This is a genomic window from Cupriavidus sp. SW-Y-13, from assembly GCF_009793345.1.
Classification (GTDB): domain Bacteria; phylum Pseudomonadota; class Gammaproteobacteria; order Burkholderiales; family Burkholderiaceae; genus Cupriavidus.
Genome location: NZ_WHLX01000001.1, coordinates 1,343,245 through 1,363,829, shown reverse-complemented (window position 1 = coordinate 1,363,829; position 20,585 = coordinate 1,343,245). Strand labels below are relative to the sequence as shown.

Here is a 20,585-nt window from a genome sequence, read left to right as displayed (position 1 = left end):
GGCGATGATCAGACGCTTACGCTTCGATCAGTTGCCGAATCGCCTCCGGCACCGGCACGCTCTTCTCCACCGCATAGTCGCACCACACCACCTTTGCCCCGCCTTCCGCCCAGACCACGTCAGGCAGATCGGTGCGCCGCACCTCGATGCGCGTCTCAAAGCTCGAACGCCCCAACTCTCCCGCGTACACCCGGCACTCGATGTCGCCGGGATAGCGCAGTTGCTTCAGGAACGTCATGTGGGCGTTGATCAGCACGGGGCCGTGACCATTGGCGTCTCGGCCATTGCGGCCGATCGACTCGAACCATTCGATCCGCGCCTGCTCCAGATAGCGGAAGTAAACGGTGTTGTTGACATGGCCCATGGCATCCATGTCACCCCACCGGATCGGCATCACGCAGGTGAAGACGTGCTTCATCAGCGCTTGGCGATCGAAGCTTCGGCCTTGGTCACGAGGTCGGCGCCGATTTGTTTCTTCCACTTGTCGTAGACCTTGGCCGTGGCCTTCTTGAAGGCGTCGTGCTCGGCCGGCGTCAGCGACGTGACCTTCACGCCGTGCTGCTCCATGTCCTTCCACGCCGGGGCGCCAGCCTCGACCAGTCCCTTGCGGGCCAGTGCGATTTCCTGCTTGCCGGCGTCGATGGCCGCCTGCTTCACGATCTCGCGATCCGCCGGGGTCCAGCTTTCCCAGATCTGCTTGTTGACCACGAAGATCAACGGATCAGCCACGTAGCCCCAGGTCGTCACGTACTTCTGGCCCACCGTGTACAGCTTGGCGGCCGCGAACACGCTCTGCGGATTTTCCTGGCCATCCACGGCGCCCGACGCCATGGCGGGCTGGGCGTCGGCCCAGCTCATCTGCGTCGGGTTGGCGCCGAGCGCGTTGAAGGTTTCGATATAAAGCGGCGAACCCACCACACGCAGCTTCATGCCCTTGAGGTCTTCCGGCTTGCGGATCTCACGCTTCGAATTCGACACTTCGCGGAAACCGTTCTCGCCCCAGGCCAGTGGCACCACGCCGGCCTTGTCCAGCGTCGTGAACAGTTGCTTGCCCACTTCACCCTGCGTCAGCGAATCCAGCGCCTTGTAGTCGGGCATCAGGAACGGCAGCGAGAACAGGTTCAGTTCCTTGACCTGCGGCGACCAGTTGATGGTCGAGCCAATGGCCATGTCGATCACACCCTGGCGGATGGCCGAGAACTCGCGCGTCTGGTCGCCGGCCACCAGCGACGTACCCGGATACAGCTTGATGTTGATGCGGCCACTGGTCCGCTGGCGCACCAGGTCGGCCCAGATCTCGCCGCCCTTGCCCCACGGGAACGCGGGGCCGAGCACCAGCGACATCTTGTATTCGGACTTGTACGTCTGGGCCGATGCGGCAGCCGGCAACAGGGCGGCGGCGGCGATCGAAGCGGCAACGGACAGCATCAGGGCACGGCGTTTCATGCGGGAATCTCCTCTTTTCAATCTTGTCGATGTCTTCAACGTCTTCAGCAAATCAGTAGCCCAGATAGTCTGGCAGCCATGTCGCCAGCGGCGGGTAGGCCAGCACCATCAGCATGGCGATGAACATCGCCAGCAGCATCCAGATCACCCAGGGCACGGTTTCCTCCATCCGTACCTTGGCGATGCGGCACGACACCATCAGGTTCACGGCCAGCGGCGGCGTGAACTGGCCCAGCGCCACCTTCAGCGTCAGTACCACGCCGAACCATACCGGATTCCAGTGGAAGGCATTGGCGATAGGCAGCAGCAGCGGCACGAAGATCAGGAAGATCGAGATGCCGTCGAGGAACATGCCTACCGTCATCAGCAAAAGCACGATCAGCGCCAGCACGCCGTACTCGCCCAGGCCGGAGTTGGCAATGGCGTGAGCCAGCGGATCGATCACGCCGAGCGTGGACAGCGCATAAGCAAAGATACCGGCCAGCGCGACCACAAGCAGGATCACCGCCGAAGTCTCCGCGGCTTCCTGGAAAATCGTGAACAGGTCGCGCATGCCGATGCTGCGGTAGATCACCATGCCGACGAACAGCCCGTAGACCACCGCCACCACGGCGGCCTCGGTCGGCGTGAACCAGCCCGCGCGCATGCCACCGAGAATCAGGAACGGCGCGACCAGACCCCACGCGGCTTCGCGCAGGCTCTTCCAGAACGGCGGACGCGGCAGCGCGGCCTCCACGGCACCCATGTTGTGCTTGCGCGCCAGCCAGACGGCCGGGACGATCAGCGCCACGCCGGCCAGGATGCCCGGGATCAGGCCGGCCGCGAACAGCGCCGGCACCGAGGCCCCCGGCACCAGTACGCTGTAGATGATGAACGCGACCGATGGCGGGATCAGGATGTCGGTGGCGGCTGCCGCGCCCACCACGGCGGCACTGTACGAGCCCGGATAACCGGCCCGCGACATCGCCGCGATCATCACGCCGCCCACCGCTGCCGCGTTGGCGGGGCCCGAGCCCGAGATACCGCCGAGGAACATGGCCACGAGAATGGCCACCAGCGGCAGCATGCCCGGCCCACGCCCCACCACGGCAATGGCAAACGTGACCAGCCGCGCCGCCACGCCCGAGCGGTCGAAGATCGACCCTACGAGCACGAACATCGGAATGGCCAGCAGCGGGTACTTGGCCAGCCCCGCATAGAAGTTCTGCGGCACGGCCAGCAGGCCGAACATCTGCGTGTCGAGATTCGACAGGCCGATGGCCACCAGCCCGCCCAGCCCCAGCGACACGCCAATCGGCACGCCCAGCAGCATCAGGCCGATAAAGACCACGAAAAGAGTGATGGCGACGAGCGTCATTGCGCGCCCTCCCCGCCCTGCTTCGAAGTCGTCAATGCCTTCAGCGCACGGACATTGCGCCAGGCCAGCGCCAGCGCGCGCAGCCCGATGGCTACCGACAACACCGGCAGCCAGATCGAATACCACCAGGCGGGCACGCCAATACCGGGAGAGGTTTCGCCAAACGCGTACTCATCCCAGGTAATCCGTACGCCGAGTACGGCCAAGGCCAGGAACATCACGGCCACGGCCAGCGCGGACAGGATGGCCAGCCGCTTCTGCCGGGTGGGGCTGCCGCGCTCGAAGAAATACTCGATGCGGATATTCCGGTCGCGCGCCACGGCCGCGCTGCCCGCCACGAGCGCCAGCACGATCATCAGGAAGACCGAGAACTCCTCGGTCCAGGCGAACGATTCGTCGGTGAAATAGCGCACCACCACGTTGGCAAACGTGATGGCGACCAGCAGCACCATGACGATGACGCCGATCCAGTCCTCGATACGTGGGGAAATGCGGAATTCGCTGTCGCGTGCCTCGTCGGACGCTTCGGGAATGATCGCCGAATCGACGATATGCTGCGGCCCGGCGTCGCGCCGTGCCTGATTGTCTTGATCCATTTTTTGCTACCCGGCCTCCGGTCCCGGGCCGCCCGGGGGCCTTGCCGGCCGCCGGGGCGTCTCTCTTCTTATGTACTTGTCGGCCTGTCTCCTCCCGGGGGCGGGTGGAAGTCAGACCATGCCATCGTCGGCTGTGATCACCGCGCCATTGATAAAGCGCGATGCATCGGACGCCAGCAGCAGCAACAGGCCATCGAGGTCTTCGGGTTGGCCCAGGCGCTTGCGCGGCAGCATCTGGATCAGCTTCTGCCCCGCATCGGTATCCCAGTGGTGGTGGTTGATGTCGGTATCGATGTAGCCCGGGCAGATCGCGTTCGTGTTGATACCGTGACGCGCCCACTCCAGGGCCATGGCCTTGGTCATGTGGACCACGGCCGCCTTGCTCATGCAATACACACCAATCTGCGACAGTACCTTGAGACCGGCTACCGACGCAATATTGACGATGCGTGCCTGGGGCAACGGATTGCCCTGTTTCTCGGCGCCCTTGGCCCGCGCGATCATGCGCTTGGCCACTTCCTGAGCCACGAAGAACGCGCCGCGCGTGTTGGTATCGAACACGAAATCAAAGTCGTCGGCGGTCACGTCGGTCAGCTTCTGCGTGGTGGACACGCCCGAATTGTTGACCAGGATATCGATGGAACCGGCTTCGGTTTCCGCGTGTGCCACGGCCGAACGGATGCTGTCGGGGTCGGTGACATCGAGTCGCACCACGTGGGCGCTGCCGCCGTCGGCCTCGATGGCCGCACGCAGTTCCTTGAGCAGTTCCACCCGGCGCGAGGCCAGCACCACCTTGGCGCCCGCAGCCGCCAGCACATGGGCGAAACGCGTGCCCAGTCCGCTCGAGGCACCGGTCACCAGCGCGACCTTGCCTTCCAGATTGATCGACAAACCCATTGTTTACCTCGGCGTTGAAGCATCCGGCCCTGCCGGACGGTGCGGTTCCAGTTCCGCTCTGCGGGAGCCGGACATGCGTTCCGGCTATCGCCCAAAAAAAAGAACGGTCGTTCCAAAAAATTGCTTGCCTGAGGTTGGCGAGTCCCGGACAATGCCGAAGATTCTAAGAACTTGGTCCCCAAAGGGAAAGAGGAAAAACGCCTAGTTCAGGCCCGGTCATCCGCCGGAGAGCCTGTTCCCGCGCCATGTCCGCACGCGGACGACACCCCGGCCACCCCGGGCCGCGCGCAGTGCCCGCCTCGCCCCGCCCGTTCCCGGTTCCGCAGAGCACGATCACCGCATCCCACAAACCGCAGTCACGCGTCACGCAACCAGTCACGCGCTGCAACCATGCGGCAGTATTGCCGCCCAGAAGAAACAGAGGGTTAGAGACAATGGATCAGCAACAGCTCGTCGAGCAGTTCGGCCCGCGCGAAGCCATGGAGTACGACGTCGTCATCGTCGGCGGTGGCCCCGGCGGTCTGGCCACGGCCATCCGCCTGAAGCAGCTGGCCGCGGAGAAAGGCGGCGACGTCAATGTCTGCGTGCTGGAGAAGGGCTCCGAGCCGGGCGCGCACATCCTGTCGGGCGCCATCATGGACCCGATTGCGCTGAACGAGCTGATCCCGAACTGGAAGGAACTGGGCGCACCGCTGAACCAGCCGGTCACGGAAGACAAGTTCCTGTTCCTCGACGCCAATGGCTCCAAGGGTGCCCCGCTGCTGCCCGAGTGCTTCCACAACGAAGGCAACTACATCGTCAGCCTGTCGAACTTCGTGCGCTGGCTGGGCCAGCAGGCCGAAGCGCTGGGCGTGGAAATCTTCCCGGGCTTCCCCGCCGCCGAAGTCCTCTACAACGAGGATGGCTCCGTCAAGGGCGTGGCCACCGGCAACCTCGGCATCAACAAGGAAGGCGAACCCACCGAGAACTTCCAGCTCGGCATGGAGCTGCACGCCAAGTACACGATCTTTGCCGAAGGCGCACGTGGCCACCTGGGCAAGCAACTGATCGCCAAATACAAGCTCGATGCCGGGAAGGATCCGCAAAGCTACGGTATCGGCCTGAAGGAACTGTGGGAAATCGATCCGGCCAAGCACCAGCCCGGTCTGGTCGTCCACACGGCCGGCTGGCCGCTGGACCCGGCCACCTACGGCGGCTCGTTTCTCTATCACATGGAAGACAACAAGGTGGCCGTGGGCTTCGTGGTCGGTCTCGACTACACGAATCCGTGGCTGTCGCCGTTCGAGGAATTCCAGCGCTTCAAGACGCACCCGGAAATCCGCCAGTACTTTGAAGGCGGCAAGCGCATTGGCTACGGCGCGCGCGCCATCACCGCCGGTGGTCTGCTGTCGCTGCCGAAGACGGTATTCCCGGGCGGTGCACTGGTGGGCTGCGACGCGGGCTACCTGAACGCCTCTCGCATCAAGGGCAGCCACGCCGCGATCAAGACCGGCATGATGGCCGCCGAAGCCGCGTACGACGCGCTGCAGGCGGGCCGTCAGCACGACGAACTGTCCGACTACCCCGCTGCTTTCGAAAAGAGCTGGCTGCACAAGGAACTGCTGCAGGCCAAGAACTTCAAGCAGTGGTTCAAGAAGGGCCGCACCACCGCCACGCTGATGACCGGTATCGAGCAATGGCTGCTGCCGAAGCTGGGCATCCGCAACCCGCCCTGGACGATCCACCGCGAGAAGCCGGACCACGTGTACCTGAAGCCGGCTGCCGAATGCCAGAAGATCGAGTATCCGAAACCGGACGGCAAGCTGACCTTCGACCGACTGTCGTCGGTCTTCATCAGCAACACGAACCACGAGGAAAACCAGCCGGCGCACCTGACGCTCAAGGACGCCAGCGTGCCGGTGAACATCAACTGGGAACAGTACGCCGGCCCCGAGTCGCGCTACTGCCCGGCCGGTGTGTACGAATTCGTGCAGAACGATGACGGCAAGGAACGCCTGCAGATCAACGCGCAGAACTGTGTGCACTGCAAGACCTGCGATATCAAGGACCCGACCCAGAACATCGTCTGGGTGACGCCGGAAGGCGGCGGCGGTCCGAACTACGTGGGGATGTAAGTAGTACGCCGCAAGGCTGCTACTGCATGACGAAAAAACGCCGGTACTTTACCGGCGTTTTTTCATGGCTGCATGGCTCAGGACTCCGCGCCGCGCGGTGCCTTGAACACCTCCACGGGCGGCGGCACGCCCTTGAACTTCTCCACATCGGCCATGGCCGTATGGCCGCAATTGGCTTGCGCGAGTTTCGACGTGCCGATGCCGGTCGTCAGGTTGTTCACGTCTCCATAGCGGCAAAGCGTGCCTGGCTTGCCACCCTCGGCCGGGTCGTACCACGCCCCCTCGCAAACCCGGATCGCACCGCGCCGGATGCCGTCCGTCAGCTTCACGCCAACGAGCATCTGGCCCCGGTCGTTGAACACCCGCACGATGTCTCCGTCGGCGATGCCACGCGCGCGGGCGTCCGCCGGATGCATCAGGCAAGGTTCCCTGTCCTTTATCGCATAGGACTCGCGCAGTACCGTCCCGCATAGCTGGGAGTGCAGCCGGCTCTTCGGATGGCTTGTCACGATATGGAGCGGATACTTCGTGGTCGGCCCATCGAGCCGCTCGACCGGCTCCATCCATGTCGGGTGCGGCGGGCAATCGTCGTACTTCATCCGGGCGATATTCGACGAGTAGATCTCGATGCGGCCCGACGCCGTGCCCAGCGCGTTCAGCAACGGATCGTCGCGGAACGTCTTGTGCCGGATATAGCCCCTGGCTTCCTCGCCGATCGGGAACGCCAGCGGCTTGTTGCTGTTCCAGAACACGTCGAAGACCGGCATCTCCATGCGCTTGCCGCGCGCCTGCACGCGCGCCGCCTCGTAGAACGAGCGGATCCAGCCCATCTCGTCGCGCCCATCCGTGAAAGCCTTTCCAGTGCCCATGCGCTCGCAGATGTCGGCAAAGATGTCGTAGTCGTTGCGCGCCTCGTAGACCGGGTCGATGACTTTGCGCATGGCCAGGATATGGCTCATCGCATAGTCACCAATGCCCTCGATATCGTTGCGCTCATAGCTCGTCGTGCACGGCAGCACGATATCGGCGTGCCGCGCGGTGGCGGTCCACTGGAAATCATGCACGATGAAGGTGTCGAGCTTCTGCCATGCCTTGAGCATGCGGTTGCGGTCCTGGTGGTGCATGAATGGATTGCCGCCCACCCAGTACGCCAGCTTGAGATCGGGATACGTCGAACGCCGTCCGTTGAAATCGTAGGGCTTGCCGGGGCTCTCCAGAGCCTCGACGATGCGTGAGACGGGAATCGTCTCGGTGCCGCCTGCCTCCAGCCATTCCGACCCCGGTGGCGGCTTGGCCCCCCCGACGATGCCCGGCAGCACCGGACCCGTGGCCGTGGGGCTGCCGCCATTGGCGTAGTGATACGTGAACCCATAACCCCCACCGGGCAAGCCGATCTGGCCGAGCATCGACGCCAGGGTGACCATCATCCAGTGGGCCTGTTCGCCATGATGCTGCCGCTGGATCGACCACCCACCAGCCAGCATCGTCCGGTTTCCGGCAAAGCGCCGGGCCAGTCCGCGAATCACGTCTGCGGGCAGCCCGCAGATGCCCGATGCCCAGTTGGCGTCCTTGGGCACACCATCGGATTTGCCGGTCAGGTATGGGACGAATCGTTCGAAGCCCGTCGTGTAACGCGACAGGAACTTCGCGTCATGCAGGTTTTCGGTATAGAGCGTATGGGCGATACCCAGCATCATCGCCACATCGGTCTGCGGCCGGGGTGCAAGCCACTCGGCGCCGAAGTACTCGCAGGTTTCCGTGCGCACCGGGTCGATGCAGATGACCTTGATGCCCTTCTTCTTCAACGCCTCCATGCCGGGAAACGCGCCGTGGTCCGGAACCTGCCAGCCGATCTGGTTCGTGACAATCGGATCGGCACCCCAGAACACCATCAACTCGGTATGGGCTTCGAGCACGGGCCACGTCGTAGGCTGCTCGTACACATCGATCGACCCCACCACGTACGGCAGAATGACCTGTGCAGCCCCGGTCGAATAGTCACCGCTGCGGCTCACGAAGCCGCCGTTGACTGTCAACGCACGCGACAGCAGCGTCTGGCAGTTGTGGAGCTTTCCGGGACTCTTCCAGCCGTAGGAACCGCCGAAGATCGAGGTCGGCCCGTGCTTGCGCCGCACCCGGTCAAGTTCCTTTGCCACGAGATCCAGCGCCTTCTCCCAACTCACTCGCACGAAGTCACCCTTGCCCCGCCCTGCCGGATCGGCGCCCGGCCCGTGCTCGAGCCACGCGCGGCGCACCATCGGATAGCGAATCCGCGTGGGCGAATAGATCGAATCGAGCACACCGGGCAGCATGTGCGAAGGCCGCGGGTCCTTCTCCCACGGACGCAGCCCCGTGACGCGGCCGTTTTCCACCTTGGCGTAGAACGCGCCCCAGTGCGAACCGGTCAGCACCTCGGACGTTCCGACCGAACCTTGTCGGCTGGCGCCGGTTGCCAGCAGTGCGGGACTCGCGGAGCCCAGCGCACCCGTAGCGAGGGCGCCCTGGATGAAACGACGGCGCGACACGCGCGTGTCGCGGTGATTGTTGTCATTCGGCATGGTGACTCCATTCCTGTGTTTCCTGCGATTCTTGTGGTGCCAGGCATGGCTGGAATTCCAGCAGCACGCCGAGCAGGCTGGCGGTGGCGCCGTAGAAGCCGCTGGGATCGTTGGACCGGCACAGTGCGATCAAGCCGGGAACCCACGCAACCAGCCTCGCGTGCATCAGTGCGATGCCATCGGCGTCATCGCGGCGCAGCAGCGAGGCGTACAGCGCCAACTCCACCGCCACGTGATCGGCCGGCTCGCCCGGCGAAGCGATCGATACGTCGAACCGCATCAGCAGTTCGTTGACCTCGTCGACCGCACAGCCGAACGGGCGCAGACCCGGGTGCTCGTCATCGACCGCATAGGCGCTTTCGTAGAGCGATATGGGCGGCGTGCCCATGACGCCTTCGAACAGACGCGTCCAGGTCACGGCGATGTCGAGCGCCAGTTGCGGGGCCGGTGCCGCCGACAGTGCCGTGCGCAACTGCGCGACTGCATCCAGGCAATCGAACTCCCCGCCAATGGCATCCAGCAGTGCCTGTCCTTCCGGCGACTGCAGTTGCGCAACCACCGCCTCCGTGGGCGGCATCGCGAGCCATCCGCCAATCCAATCGATTGTCGAGGCACGGATCTGACGTGGCGTGCAGGCAGCGGTGCCAGCCGGGCTCATTGCGGACCACCGCCGTGTGCAGTGCCGGCAGGGTTGCCGGGCGTATCATGTCCGCCGCCCACATCCTTGGAGTGGTTCTGCAGCCAGGACAGCATCAGGCGGTATTCGGCATCGTCGAGCAAGGTGTAGCGCTTCATCGCTCCCAACGTGCCGATCCACTGGTTGGCCAGGTACTCGTTGGCATGCGGTAGCGCATGGCACGACGCGCAGGACTGGCGATACGTCTCGTCCGCATGCCGCCAGAGTTGCGCCACATCGGCCGACAGCCCGGCGGAGGGGATCCAGACCGTGAGACTGCCTTCATGCCAATCCAGGCCTGTCTCCTCGTCGCGCACCGTCTGCTTGCGCTGCACCCGTGCAATGGCATCCGGAGACAACACCGCCTGCATGATCCGCTGGCCCTTGAGCGCATACATCGCGCTCTCGGAACCATCCTGCTGCCAGCCATCGACGCGCACCTGGAGGCGGTCGCCCTCGCGTGTCAGCACCTTCAGACGCGTGGCGCCAAGCAGCTTGCCGTCCTCGCCCGCTCCGCTGGTATCGAGCTGGAACGGCGTCGGGGATACGACGAAGAGTTCGTCGCGGCGCGCCAGTTCGGCCGGCGGCGCCGCCAGCGACGTCAGGCGCGATGGCCCGACGTGTCGCTGGTCCTCCGGCAGCATCACCACTTCCTCGGTGCGGTTCGGCCTGGGCGCGCCTGCGTTCGGCGCTTCCACTGCGGGGACGGATTTCAGGTAGACCGCCATCGCCAGCCGGTCCGCTTCGGACAGCCGCGACGTGTTCATCACGACCTCCTTCATGTCCCCGCCGGCCTTGATGCCAATCGGGTTGAGGCCGTCCTCAAGATATCGGGCGATATCGTTCACGGACCAGTAGCCGATACCCGTCTCGTCCTGCGTGATATTGGGGATGTAGCCCGTGCCCTCGGGGTTCGGTCCGCCCGAGAAGCGCCTGGCGAATGGCACGGCACCCATCAGGTTGCGCGGCGAATGACATTCCACGCAATGCGCCGAGCTTTCCACGAGATAGCGCCCGCGATTCCACTGCTCGGTCTGCGTCGGATCATCGGCAACAGGCTTGCCGTCCAGGAACGCCAGTCGCCACAGGCCCACGCCGCGCCGGATGGAATACGGAAATTTCAGTTCGTGGTCTGCCACCTTGCCGGGTATGGCCGGCAGCGTCTGCATGTAGGCGAACAGATCGCGCAGATCGTTTGCCGACATGCGCTGGTAGGACGTGTATGGGAAGGCCGGATAAGCGTTGCCCTTGCCCGGAATCACGCCCTCGCGCATCGCCATGATGAACTGCTCGAGCGTCCATCCACCAATGCCATCGGTCTTGTGTGACGAGACATTGGGCATATGGAACTTGCCGAACGCGGTCTCCAGCGAGCGGCCACCTCCAAGCACTGTCTCGTCGTTCTTGCCTGGCGATGCGTGGCACGTGGCGCAGTCGCCAGCAAGAAACTGCGTGCGCCCGTTTACCAGATCGGGCATGGACGTATCGGGTACGTCCCGCGCGGGATGGAGGAGTCGCCAGGTGGATGGTGCGGTGAGCACCAGGAATGCGACGATGCCGATCACCGCAACGGCGGCGGTGACGATCAGGGACCTTCTTCTCGTTGTCATGCGGTTACCTCGTTGAGCAATCCGTGATTGCTCGTAACCGTATGCCTGACTGCCGAGGTGGTTATTGATGCGAGGCAACCCTCGCATCGGTCGGGACGGGGCTAACGCAAACCGTCCCGATACAACTTGCTACGACATCAATTGCCCGAGACCGGCATGCAGGTGGATGCCAGCAACTGCTCGTAGATGAAGCACTGCAGCAGCGTCAGTTCACGCTCGCCCAACGCTTCGAACGCCACGCCGAACGCGGGGAATTCCTCGTCGTCCTGCGACGGCGCGCTGCGCACCGTGCCATCGACCGTCACCTCCGTATCGAGCGATGCCGTGCGCAACTGGAAACGCAGCCTCACGCGCTGGCCTACCGCTGGCGCCGGGGTGGAGGTTTGCACCAACGCACCGCCCGTGCTGAGGTCCGATAGCAGCCCAAGCCGCGCAAGCCCTTCGCCCATCTGGTCATCGAGACTGACATCGGCACCCTGCTGCGTCGATTCGGCACTCCCTTCGTCTCCGCTCTCGCTGGCAGCCTCCACCAGATAGGCAGCCATCCGCGTGGGCACGCGGGCGGCGCGCCGTACCGGCATCTGCTCGGTCTGTGCCGGCGCCGACAGCACCAGATAGCGGAACGGGCTGCGGCAGACCGCCGTGACCGTCGATGTGAAGCTGTGGATCGCGTGCCCCGAGAAGCCGCGCAGCAGCAACGTTTCGCCCGCATTGATCGACAATTCGCGGCCACCCAGCGTGGGCCACGTCACGAACAGGCCATGTTCGATGAAACCGATCAGCCGGCTGGCAGCCGCGCGGGCCGTGTCGCCGGGCGTCTTCACGTGCAGCAGCGTCCCGACCTGGAGACCGAGCGGCCCCGAACTCAGCCTCGACCCACCATGCGCGTCGGGCTCGTTGCCGGCTTCGGGCATGTCGTCGGGGCGGCAGACCGTGCCATGTCGGAACATGAGCGCGAGGTCGCGCGCGTCAGGGATGATGCTGCCGCTGCCGAGCATGAGATTGCCCTGGCCGTCGAGCAGCGCCCACGGCAAGGGTTGCCCGACCGGCAGATCCTGTGGGGTCAATGGAATCATGGCGCGATGGCTCCCCATGAAGCAATGCACCGGTACGCGTCAGCCGCCAGTGCGAGGGTAAATCGAAGACGATGGGCCCGCCCCGCCACATTTCCTGCGTGGCGTGCAACCCCGGATGAGTCAGCTATCGACAGTTGCGAACGAACCTTGACACCCCTCGCAGGGGGCATGCGGGCGCAACAGAGGTTACCGGGCAGGCATCCGAAAACGCATCAGTCTTGGACGGCTGGCTTGACGCGGCACAAACAACATCGCAAAATCTCCAAAACGCCGAATGCTGTCAGACAGCCTGACATCTTAAAACTGCCGACCGAGCCCCTCTCGCCCTCACGCCCACTCCCCATGGACCGACTGTCCCGCCCTGCCACCCTCGCCTCCCGCATCGCCCAGACCCTGCGCGACGACATTGCCGCCGGCCGCTTTGCCACCGGTGCGCGGCTGCCGGCCGAGGCCACACTGGCGGGCACCTTCGACGTCAGCCGTCCGATCGTGCGCGAGGCGATTGCGCTACTCAAGGCCGACGGCGTGCTGGTGACGCGCAAGGGATCGGGGGCTTATGTTTCCGAAACGCCCGGCGGGCAGGTCTGGCGTGTGGCCAGCGCGCCCGAAGGCGGGCCGACGCTGGCGCAACTGTTCGAACTGCGCCGTGTGGTGGAAACGGCGTGTGCGGAGATGGCTGCGTTGCGCCGCACCGATGCGGATATCGCCGCCATGCGTCAGGCGCTCGACGCCATGCAGCGTCAGGCCGATGATTTTCCGAGCGCCGCAGCCGCCGATATTGCCTTTCACCACGCCATCGCCCAGGCCGCGCACAACCCGTGCTTCACGGGCCTGACCGATTTCGTCAGCCAGCAACTGCTGGCCGCCCGGCAGCGGGCCTGGGAAAACACCGCGCGCCTGCGCGACAGCGACGGCCAGCCACGGGCGGCCGATGCCGAACACGCGGCGCTCGTCGATGCCATCGCCCAGGGCGATCCCATCGCTGCGCGCGCTGCGGCTACCGCCCACCTTGGCGCGTCGGCGGCGCGCATGGGCCTGGCGTGACATCGGACCCGAGTACCGACTCGGAAAAATCAGCATCCAGGGATCAGGAATCAGGAGCAGACAGATGGAACAGGTAGATTGCGTCGTGATCGGCGCTGGGGTGGTCGGGCTCGCCGTAGCCCGCGCCATGGCGCTGCAAGGCCGCGAAGTCATCATTCTCGAAGCGGAGAATGCCTTTGGCACGATCACGAGCGCGCGCAACAGCGAGGTGATCCACGCCGGCATCTACTACCCGGCCGGCTCGCTGAAGGCCGAGCTTTGCGTGCGCGGCAAGGCCATGCTCTATGACTACTGCGCCAGCCATCACGTGGTGCACCAGCGCTGCGGCAAGTTGATCGTGGCCACCAGCGAGGCTCAGGTCGCCACGCTCGCCGGCATCCGCGCCAAGGCCGAGGCCAATGGCGTGCACGACATGCAACTACTGACGCGCGACGAAGCGCGGGCCATGGAGCCGCAGCTCGAATGCCACGCCGCGCTGCTGTCGCCGTCGACCGGCATCATCGATAGCCACGGCTTGATGACCGCACTGCTTGGCGATGCGGAACAGGCCGGTGCGATGCTGGCCGTGCAGTCGCCCGTGCGATCGGGGGCGGTGACGCCCGATGGCATCCGCCTGGACATCGACAGTCCGGACGGCGCCACCACGCTGCTGGCCCGCACGGTGATCAATTCGGCCGGGTTGACCGCGCCCGATCTCGCCCGTCGGATCGACGGCATTCCCGCCGCGCACATTCCACCGCAGTTCTACGCCAAAGGCTGCTATTTCACGCTGGCAGGCCGCGCGCCATTCTCGCGTCTGATCTATCCGGTGCCCGAAGCAGCCGGCCTTGGCGTCCATCTGACGCTGGACCTGGGCGGCCAGGCGCGCTTCGGCCCGAATGTGCGATGGATCGACGACATCGAATACAGCGTGCCGCCGCACGACGCGGATAGTTTCTATGACGAGGTTCGCCGCTATTGGCCGGGGCTGGCGGACGGTGCCTTGCAGCCGGGCTACGCGGGCATCCGCCCGAAAATCAGCGGCCCAGGCGAGACGGCTGCTGATTTCAGGATCGATGGACCGGAAACGCATGGTGTGCCGGGGCTGGTGAATCTGTTTGGGATCGAGTCGCCGGGGCTGACGTCGTCGCTGGCGATTGGGGAGAAGGTGGTGGGGTTGTTGGGCTGAATTCGACCTTTCGGCTTTGCTCCCCTCTCCCGCATGGCGGGAGAGGGGCTGGGGGAGAGGGGCGGAGGCTCTGCTTGCCGACCTGTCTCAGTTTGCACCGCCCGCCCTCTCCCCCGCCCCTCTCCCGCTCGCGGGAGAGGGGAGAAAACCACGCGGGAGGAGTTAACGCTCCCTCCCCTCACCCCGAAAACTCATCACCGCACACCCCGCCCCCAGCATTGCCGCTACAGCCGCGAGCCCGAACGTATGCATGGGCGCGAGCGTCTTCCACGTCCAGCCCATTGCGAGCCCGCCCAGCGTGCCGCCGAGTCCGTAGGAAATGCCGGTGTACAGCGCCTGTCCTCTGCCTTGCAGGGGTCCGGCAAACCAGCGTTGCAGCCGCTTGAGGCTGGCGCTGTGGTGCGCGGCAAACGTGGCGGCGTGCAGGATCTGCACCGCGGCCATCAGCCACGCGAACTGCGCGAAGTAGCCGGTCAGGCCGAAGCGCAGCGCCGCCAGCACGAACGTGCCGGCCAGGATCGTGCGCAGTGCCAGTGCGCCGAACAGCCGGCCCTGATAGAAGAAGAACACGATCTCCGCCACCACGCCGATGGTCCACATCGCGCCGATGGCGATCTTGCTGTAGCCCAGCCGTTCCAGATAGAGCGAATAGAAGACGTAGAGCGCTGCGTGCGCGAACATCATCAGGAAGGCCGAGGCAAGGAACCACGCCACGTCAGGGCGACGCAGCAGAGGCAGCGCGGGCGGCGGCTTGACGCGTGGCCCTTCGTCCGTGGCATCGCGCATGCCGAAGACCACCACCGCGAACAGCGCCAGCGTGGCGCTGGCCAACCACGGGAAGGCCGGCATGCCGAAGTGCTCGAAGAATGCCCCGCCCGTCAGCACGGCCGCGATGAATCCGACCGAGCCGAACATGCGCACGCGGCCGTAGCGATGATCGAAAGCGCCATGGCGGCGCAGCGTGGAAATGGTCAGGGCATCGCCCAGCGGCGACATGGCGCTCGTGATCAGGTTCAGGCCGATCATCATCGCCATCATGCCGCCGTAGCTGGTGATCCCCGGTACGGCCAGGAATGCGAGCAGCGCCGTCACGGCCGCGAGCCGCAACAGCTTCACGCGCGTGTGCATGACATCGGACAGCCAGCCCCACAGATAGGGGCCGACGATGCGACTCAACTGAAAGCACGCCATCAGTACGCCGATCTGCACGGGCGAGAAGCCCCGGTCGGCGAAAAACAGGCTCACATACGGCGAGATGACGCCGACGTAGGCGTAGTAGCCGAGATAGAACAGCCCGAAACGAAGGTAGGTGGCTCTGTCGATCGAACCCGACGGAGCCGTCGTCGTGCCCAGGGGGTGGCTCAGGGCGTGTCCTGAACCGGGACGTGAGCCGGAATGCGCGGCGTATCGACGTGGACATCGCCACACTGCGCGCGATGGCGCAATGCGTGGTCCATCAGCACCAGCGCGAGCATGGCCTCCGCGATAGGCGTCGCACGGATGCCCACGCACGGATCATGACGGCCAAACGTCTCGACGCTGGCCGTATTGCCACCCTTGTCGATCGATTCGCGCGCGGTGCGGATGCTGGACGTCGGCTTGATCGCCAGCGATACCGTGACGTCCTGACCGGTCGAAATCCCGCCCAGCACGCCACCTGCATTGTTCGTACGGAAACCCTGCGGCGTCAGCTCGTCACCATGGACCGTGCCGCGTTGTGCCACGCTGTCGAAGCCCGCGCCAATCTCGACGCCCTTGACCGCGTTGATGCCCATCATCGCGTGTGCGATATCGGCGTCGAGCTTGTCGAACAGCGGCTCGCCCAGGCCCACCGGCACGCCGCTGGCCACCACCTCGATGCGCGCGCCCACGGAATCGCCATCGTGGCGCAGCGTGTCCATATAGGTTTCGAGCTCGGGCACGATATCGGCATTCGCCGCGAAGAACGGGTTCTCCGGCACGTGCTTCCAGTCGGTGAACGGCACTTCCACTTCACCAAGTTGCGACATGTAGCCGCGAATCTCGGTGCCGTACTGCTCTTTCAGCCATTTCTTGGCAATTGCCGCCGCGGCCACCACGGGCGCGGTGAGGCGGGCCGACGAACGGCCACCGCCGCGATAGTCGCGGATGCCGTACTTGTGCCAGTAGGTGTAGTCAGCGTGGCCGGGACGGAAGGTCTCGACGATGTTGCCGTAGTCCTTGCTGCGCTGGTCCGTATTGCGGATCAGCAGGCAGATCGGCGTGCCCGTGGTCTTGCCTTCGAACACACCGGAGAGAATTTCGACCTGATCGGCTTCCTGGCGCTGCGTCACATGGCGCGAGGTGCCGGGCTTGCGGCGATCCAGGTCGATCTGGATATCGGCCTCGGTCAGCGACATTCCCGGCGGGCAACCATCGACGACCGCGCCAATCGCGGGCCCATGCGATTCGCCGAAGGTGGTGACTGTGAAAAGCAGGCCGAGAGTATTGCCAGACATGATCGAAACCGCGCAGGAATTGGGGACGGCCTACATTGTACGGCCATTACCCGCTTAGGCGGCGACACCAACCTCGCCGCCCTGCCCCACCAGCGCCGGCGCAAACACCCCGCTGCCCGCGAAGTCGGGGTAGTACTGCTTGCGCATGCGTGCCAGATACGCCTGGAGGTTCGCATGCGTTTCAGCCGCTGCGCGGATCGGGGTTTCGAACACGGGCGACTGCAGGCTCGCCGCGAATGCAAACAAAGTGGCGTCTGCACCGCATGGTCGATCACCCATCAGGTACGGTTTGTCGCCCAGGATATCGGCCACCGATTTCACGCCATGGGTAGCCATCGTCGTCATGTCGGCCTCGCTATGGCGCCCCAAACCCTGCGCCCATAGCATTTGGCGAACCTTTCGCCGCACCATTGTCTTGACCAGTCCTCGCACTGGCGCGGGCACGATGTTGAAGAACTGCGCGGGGCCGCGTTCGAAGTTGCCGCGCTCCAGCCAGCGCACCCGCGCCACGGCCCAGTACAGGTTGTCTTCCAGCAGCTTCTCCACGGCCCACGCCGTACCGCGCTCGGCGGGCGACAGGCCTTCGTCGAAATCGATGTGGTAGGTCTTTTCCAGGTGCCAGCGGATCAGCGTGGAGTCCGCTACCAGCCGGCCCATGTCGTCCAGATACGGCAACTTGCCCTTGGGGGCGCGCCGCACATCGCCACGCTTCGTCTGGTACGGCAGGCCGGCGAGCTTGAGCAGCATCTCGGCCTTCATCACGAACGGGCTGGCATCGGGCAGCCCGAATGCCGGGCCAAATGTGTAAAGCGTGATCATGGGCGGGTTTCCGTTCATTTCCAGTCGCCGCGCAGGGCGAGCACCATTTGCTGCAGGGTTTCGGGTGTGGCGGCTTGCGGTGGCACCGGCTCGCCCACCACCAGCTCCAGACGATTCAGGATGCCGCGCCGGAATGGCTTGGTCATCGCCGACCCACCCTTGCGCGAGAAGAAGCTGCCCCACAGGCCGCGCAGCGCCATCGGCACCACGGGCACCGGCGTGCGCTGGATGATCTGGTGCACACCGTTCTTGAACGGGTTGAGTTCCCCCGTGGCCGTGATCTTCCCTTCGGGGAAGATACAGACCAGTTCGCCATCGGCAAGCGCCTCCGCCACGGCGTCGTAGGCGCGCGCCAGCATTTCCGGATGCTCGCGCGCCGGGGCGATCGGAATCGCCTTGGCCTGGCGGAAGAACCATGACAGGCCCGGCACCTTGAAGATGTTGTGATCCATCAGGAAGCGCACCGGCCGGGGGCTGGCCGCCATCAGCACCACGGCATCGACAAAGCTCACGTGGTTGCAGACCAGCACGGCGGCGCCTTCCTCCGGAATGCGCTCGGCGTCGATGCGGCGCAGCCGGTAAAGGGTATGCACGAGCAGCCAGGCGATGAAGCGCAGCAGGAACTCCGGCACCAGCGTGTAGATATAGATCGCCACCACGGCATTGAGCAGCCCCACCACCAGGAACAGTTGCGGGATCGAGTAGCCGGCCTGCATCATGAACACGCCAAGCAGCGAGGCGGCAATCATGAAGAAACTGTTCAGGATGTTGTTGGCGGCGATGATCCGTGCGCGGTGCGTGGGCGCCGAGCGGCTCTGGATCAGCGCATAGAGCGGCACGCTGTAGAAGCCGCCGAACATCGCCAGGAAGAACAGGTCGAACAGCACGCGCCAGTGCCCCGGCTGGGCGAGGAAGCCGCTCACGCCACTCAGTGTGGCGCCAGTCGACTGTCCATGCGTGGCGAAGTAGAGATCTACCGCGAAGACCGTCATCCCGATGGAGCCGAATGGCACCAGCCCGATTTCCACATGCCGGCCCGACAGCCGCTCGCACAGCAGCGACCCGATGCCGATGCCGATCGAGAACACCGCCAGCAGCAGCGTGACCACGTTCTGGTCACCGCCGAGCACATCCTTGGCAAAGCTGAAGAACGAGGTCAGGAACGTGGCGCCCAGAAACCACAGCCACGAGATACCGAGCAGGCTCAGGAACACCACGCGGCGTTCGCGCGCCAGCATCAGGTTGCGCCACGTTTCTGTGATCGGATTCCAATTGATGCGCAGGTCCGGTTGTGGCGCCGGGGACAGCGGCACGCCCTGCGACACCGCGCGGCCCGCCACGGCAATCACCACGCAGGCGATGCCCACATAGAGCGGGCCCACGATGGTGCCGTCGCCCTGCGTCAGCCCCGCCATCTCGCCGCCCAGCAGCGTGCCGAGCAGGATGGCCACGAAGGTGCCCATTTCCACCAGTCCGTTGCCGCCCACGAGTTCGGTCTGGTCCAGATGCTGAGGGAGGTAAGCGAACTTGACCGGCCCGAACAGCGTGGAATGCAGGCCCATCAGGAAGGTGCCCAGGTACAGCAGCGGCGCGCTGTGCAGGTAGAAGCCAGCCAGCCCAAGGAGCATGATGCCGATCTCCAGCGTCTTGACCAGCCGGATCAGTTTCGATTTCTCGATCTTGTCGGCGATCTGTCCACTGGTTGCGGAGAACAGCACGAATGGCGCGATGAAAATCGCAGAAATCAGGAAAGCCGCACTATGAGGATCTACGCCCTCGAAGAGCGCCGCGTGGTACGTGACCAGCGACGTAAAGGCGACCTTGAAGACGTTGTCGTTCATTGCCCCCAGGAACTGCGTCCAGAAGAACGGGGCGAAACGGCGCAGACCCAGCAGGCGAAACTGGCTTTGTTGGCTCATGAATGGCAATCGGATGGCAACTGCAATGGGCCCCGGTGACCCGCCGGGGCATCAGTTCGCCGCCATCATGCCAGCAGCCGGCGGTTGCGGCTATGGGACGATTCTCAATTCGGATAATTCAGAGAAAAACGACGCGGCCCGTGGAGGGCCGCGTGTGAGTGCCGTGGGCGCCGGGGAAAACGCCAGGAGTCGTCAGCCGACGCGGTCCGGCTCGCTCTTGCGTTCGCCACCCTCTTCCGGCCAGTCGCGGATATACGCCTTGAGCATACGGTTCTCGAAGCTCTGCTCTTCCACCACGGCCTTGGCCACATCGTAGAACGAGATCACGCCCATCAACGTGCGCTTCTCCAGTACCGGCAGGTAGCGGGTGTGGCGCTCCAGCATCATGCGGCGCACTTCGTTGACGTCGGTTTCGGGGGTGCAGGTCAGCGGCGCGTCGTCCATGACCTTGCGGATGCTGTGGGTGCCCAGCGTGCCCTTGTTGGCGGCCACCGTCTCGATGATCTCGCGGAAGGTCAGCATGCCGACGAGATCGCCATATTCCATTACCACCAGCGAGCCGATGTCGTGGCTGGCCATGGTGTCGATGGCCTCCTGCAGCGGCGTATCCGGCGTAACGGTATAGAGCGTATTGCCCTTGATTTGCAGGATGTCGCTGACTTTCATGGTGGTGTCTCCGCTGCCTCGATGCATGTGCCCGTTGGCGGGCTTGAAATAGGGATGGGGGGCTCAGGCCCGATGATGGCCGATCCTAGCCCAATTTGACGCCGCAAGTAAAGCGAGGGCGGCCTCGGGGCCAGACTGCCTGGCGGGACAGCCCCCGAGCGG

The 20,585-nt window shown here is 64.7% G+C and carries 17 protein-coding genes; 3 read left to right on the top strand and 14 right to left on the bottom strand.

The window, feature by feature from the left end:
- Positions 1-16: 16 nt before the first annotated feature.
- The 5 genes from GA566_RS06065 to GA566_RS06045 all read right to left on the bottom strand — a co-directional run bounded on the left by GA566_RS06065 (position 17) and on the right by GA566_RS06045 (position 4,296).
- Positions 17-418 carry a thioesterase family protein gene (locus tag GA566_RS06065; protein WP_137925777.1) on the bottom strand — a complete coding sequence of 134 codons (402 nt, stop codon included), beginning with the start codon at positions 416-418 and terminating at the stop codon, positions 17-19.
- Positions 418-1,446, bottom strand: a complete 1,029-nt coding sequence (locus GA566_RS06060; protein ID WP_160472067.1) for a DctP family TRAP transporter solute-binding subunit — start codon at positions 1,444-1,446, stop codon at positions 418-420. Before GA566_RS06060 ends, GA566_RS06065 begins: the two co-directional genes overlap by 1 nt.
- Positions 1,447-1,498: 52 nt before the next feature.
- On the bottom strand, positions 1,499-2,803 hold the full coding sequence (locus tag GA566_RS06055) for a TRAP transporter large permease (protein ID WP_137925775.1): 1,305 nt from the start codon (positions 2,801-2,803) through the stop codon (positions 1,499-1,501).
- Positions 2,800-3,399 carry a TRAP transporter small permease gene (locus GA566_RS06050; protein WP_137925774.1) on the bottom strand — a complete coding sequence of 200 codons (600 nt, stop codon included), beginning with the start codon at positions 3,397-3,399 and terminating at the stop codon, positions 2,800-2,802. The genes GA566_RS06055 and GA566_RS06050 overlap by 4 nt, the downstream gene beginning before the upstream one ends.
- A gap of 111 nt (positions 3,400-3,510) precedes the next feature.
- On the bottom strand, positions 3,511-4,296 hold the full coding sequence (locus GA566_RS06045) for an SDR family oxidoreductase (protein WP_137925773.1): 786 nt from the start codon (positions 4,294-4,296) through the stop codon (positions 3,511-3,513).
- Between the two features lie 434 nt (positions 4,297-4,730).
- Between GA566_RS06045 and GA566_RS06040 the strand changes: the two genes are divergently transcribed.
- A complete protein-coding gene (locus GA566_RS06040) occupies positions 4,731-6,410 on the top strand; it encodes an electron transfer flavoprotein-ubiquinone oxidoreductase (protein WP_160472065.1) in 1,680 nt (559 codons plus the stop codon).
- Between the two features lie 77 nt (positions 6,411-6,487).
- Here the strand turns inward: GA566_RS06040 and torA are convergent, their stop codons facing one another.
- From torA to GA566_RS06020, 4 genes are all read right to left on the bottom strand, one after another.
- Positions 6,488-8,968 carry a trimethylamine-N-oxide reductase TorA gene (gene torA, locus GA566_RS06035; RefSeq protein WP_160472063.1) on the bottom strand — a complete coding sequence of 827 codons (2,481 nt, stop codon included), beginning with the start codon at positions 8,966-8,968 and terminating at the stop codon, positions 6,488-6,490.
- Entirely contained in the window at positions 8,958-9,626 is a 669-nt protein-coding gene (locus GA566_RS06030; RefSeq protein WP_160472061.1) for a molecular chaperone, read from the bottom strand. Before GA566_RS06030 ends, torA begins: the two co-directional genes overlap by 11 nt.
- Positions 9,623-11,254: a c-type cytochrome gene (locus tag GA566_RS06025; RefSeq protein ID WP_160472059.1), complete on the bottom strand. Its 1,632-nt coding sequence runs from the start codon at positions 11,252-11,254 to the stop codon at positions 9,623-9,625. Before GA566_RS06025 ends, GA566_RS06030 begins: the two co-directional genes overlap by 4 nt.
- A 137-nt stretch (positions 11,255-11,391) precedes the next feature.
- The gene (locus tag GA566_RS06020; RefSeq protein ID WP_137925768.1) at positions 11,392-12,330 is read right to left on the bottom strand and encodes a flagellar brake protein; all 939 of its coding nucleotides are present in this window, start codon (positions 12,328-12,330) and stop codon (positions 11,392-11,394) included.
- 342 nt (positions 12,331-12,672) lie between these two features.
- Here GA566_RS06020 and GA566_RS06015 point away from each other — a divergent pair, with 342 nt between their 5' ends.
- Positions 12,673-13,374 carry a FadR/GntR family transcriptional regulator gene (locus GA566_RS06015; protein ID WP_160472057.1) on the top strand — a complete coding sequence of 234 codons (702 nt, stop codon included), beginning with the start codon at positions 12,673-12,675 and terminating at the stop codon, positions 13,372-13,374.
- A 64-nt stretch (positions 13,375-13,438) separates the two neighbouring features.
- Positions 13,439-14,542: an NAD(P)/FAD-dependent oxidoreductase gene (locus GA566_RS06010; protein WP_160472055.1), complete on the top strand. Its 1,104-nt coding sequence runs from the start codon at positions 13,439-13,441 to the stop codon at positions 14,540-14,542.
- 162 nt (positions 14,543-14,704) lie between these two features.
- On the opposite strand, the gene GA566_RS06005 is transcribed toward GA566_RS06010, so the two are convergent.
- The 5 genes from GA566_RS06005 to GA566_RS05985 all read right to left on the bottom strand — a co-directional run bounded on the left by GA566_RS06005 (position 14,705) and on the right by GA566_RS05985 (position 20,423).
- Positions 14,705-15,835: an MFS transporter gene (locus GA566_RS06005; protein WP_237380271.1), complete on the bottom strand. Its 1,131-nt coding sequence runs from the start codon at positions 15,833-15,835 to the stop codon at positions 14,705-14,707.
- A gap of 68 nt (positions 15,836-15,903) precedes the next feature.
- On the bottom strand, positions 15,904-17,019 hold the full coding sequence (aroC, locus tag GA566_RS06000; RefSeq protein WP_160472054.1) for a chorismate synthase: 1,116 nt from the start codon (positions 17,017-17,019) through the stop codon (positions 15,904-15,906).
- A 54-nt stretch (positions 17,020-17,073) separates the two neighbouring features.
- The gene (locus tag GA566_RS05995; RefSeq protein WP_137928204.1) at positions 17,074-17,838 is read right to left on the bottom strand and encodes a glutathione S-transferase family protein; all 765 of its coding nucleotides are present in this window, start codon (positions 17,836-17,838) and stop codon (positions 17,074-17,076) included.
- Positions 17,839-17,852: 14 nt separating this feature from the next.
- Positions 17,853-19,757: an MFS transporter gene (locus tag GA566_RS05990; protein ID WP_160472052.1), complete on the bottom strand. Its 1,905-nt coding sequence runs from the start codon at positions 19,755-19,757 to the stop codon at positions 17,853-17,855.
- Between the two features lie 192 nt (positions 19,758-19,949).
- Positions 19,950-20,423: a CBS domain-containing protein gene (locus GA566_RS05985; protein WP_137928206.1), complete on the bottom strand. Its 474-nt coding sequence runs from the start codon at positions 20,421-20,423 to the stop codon at positions 19,950-19,952.
- Positions 20,424-20,585 lie beyond the last annotated feature (162 nt).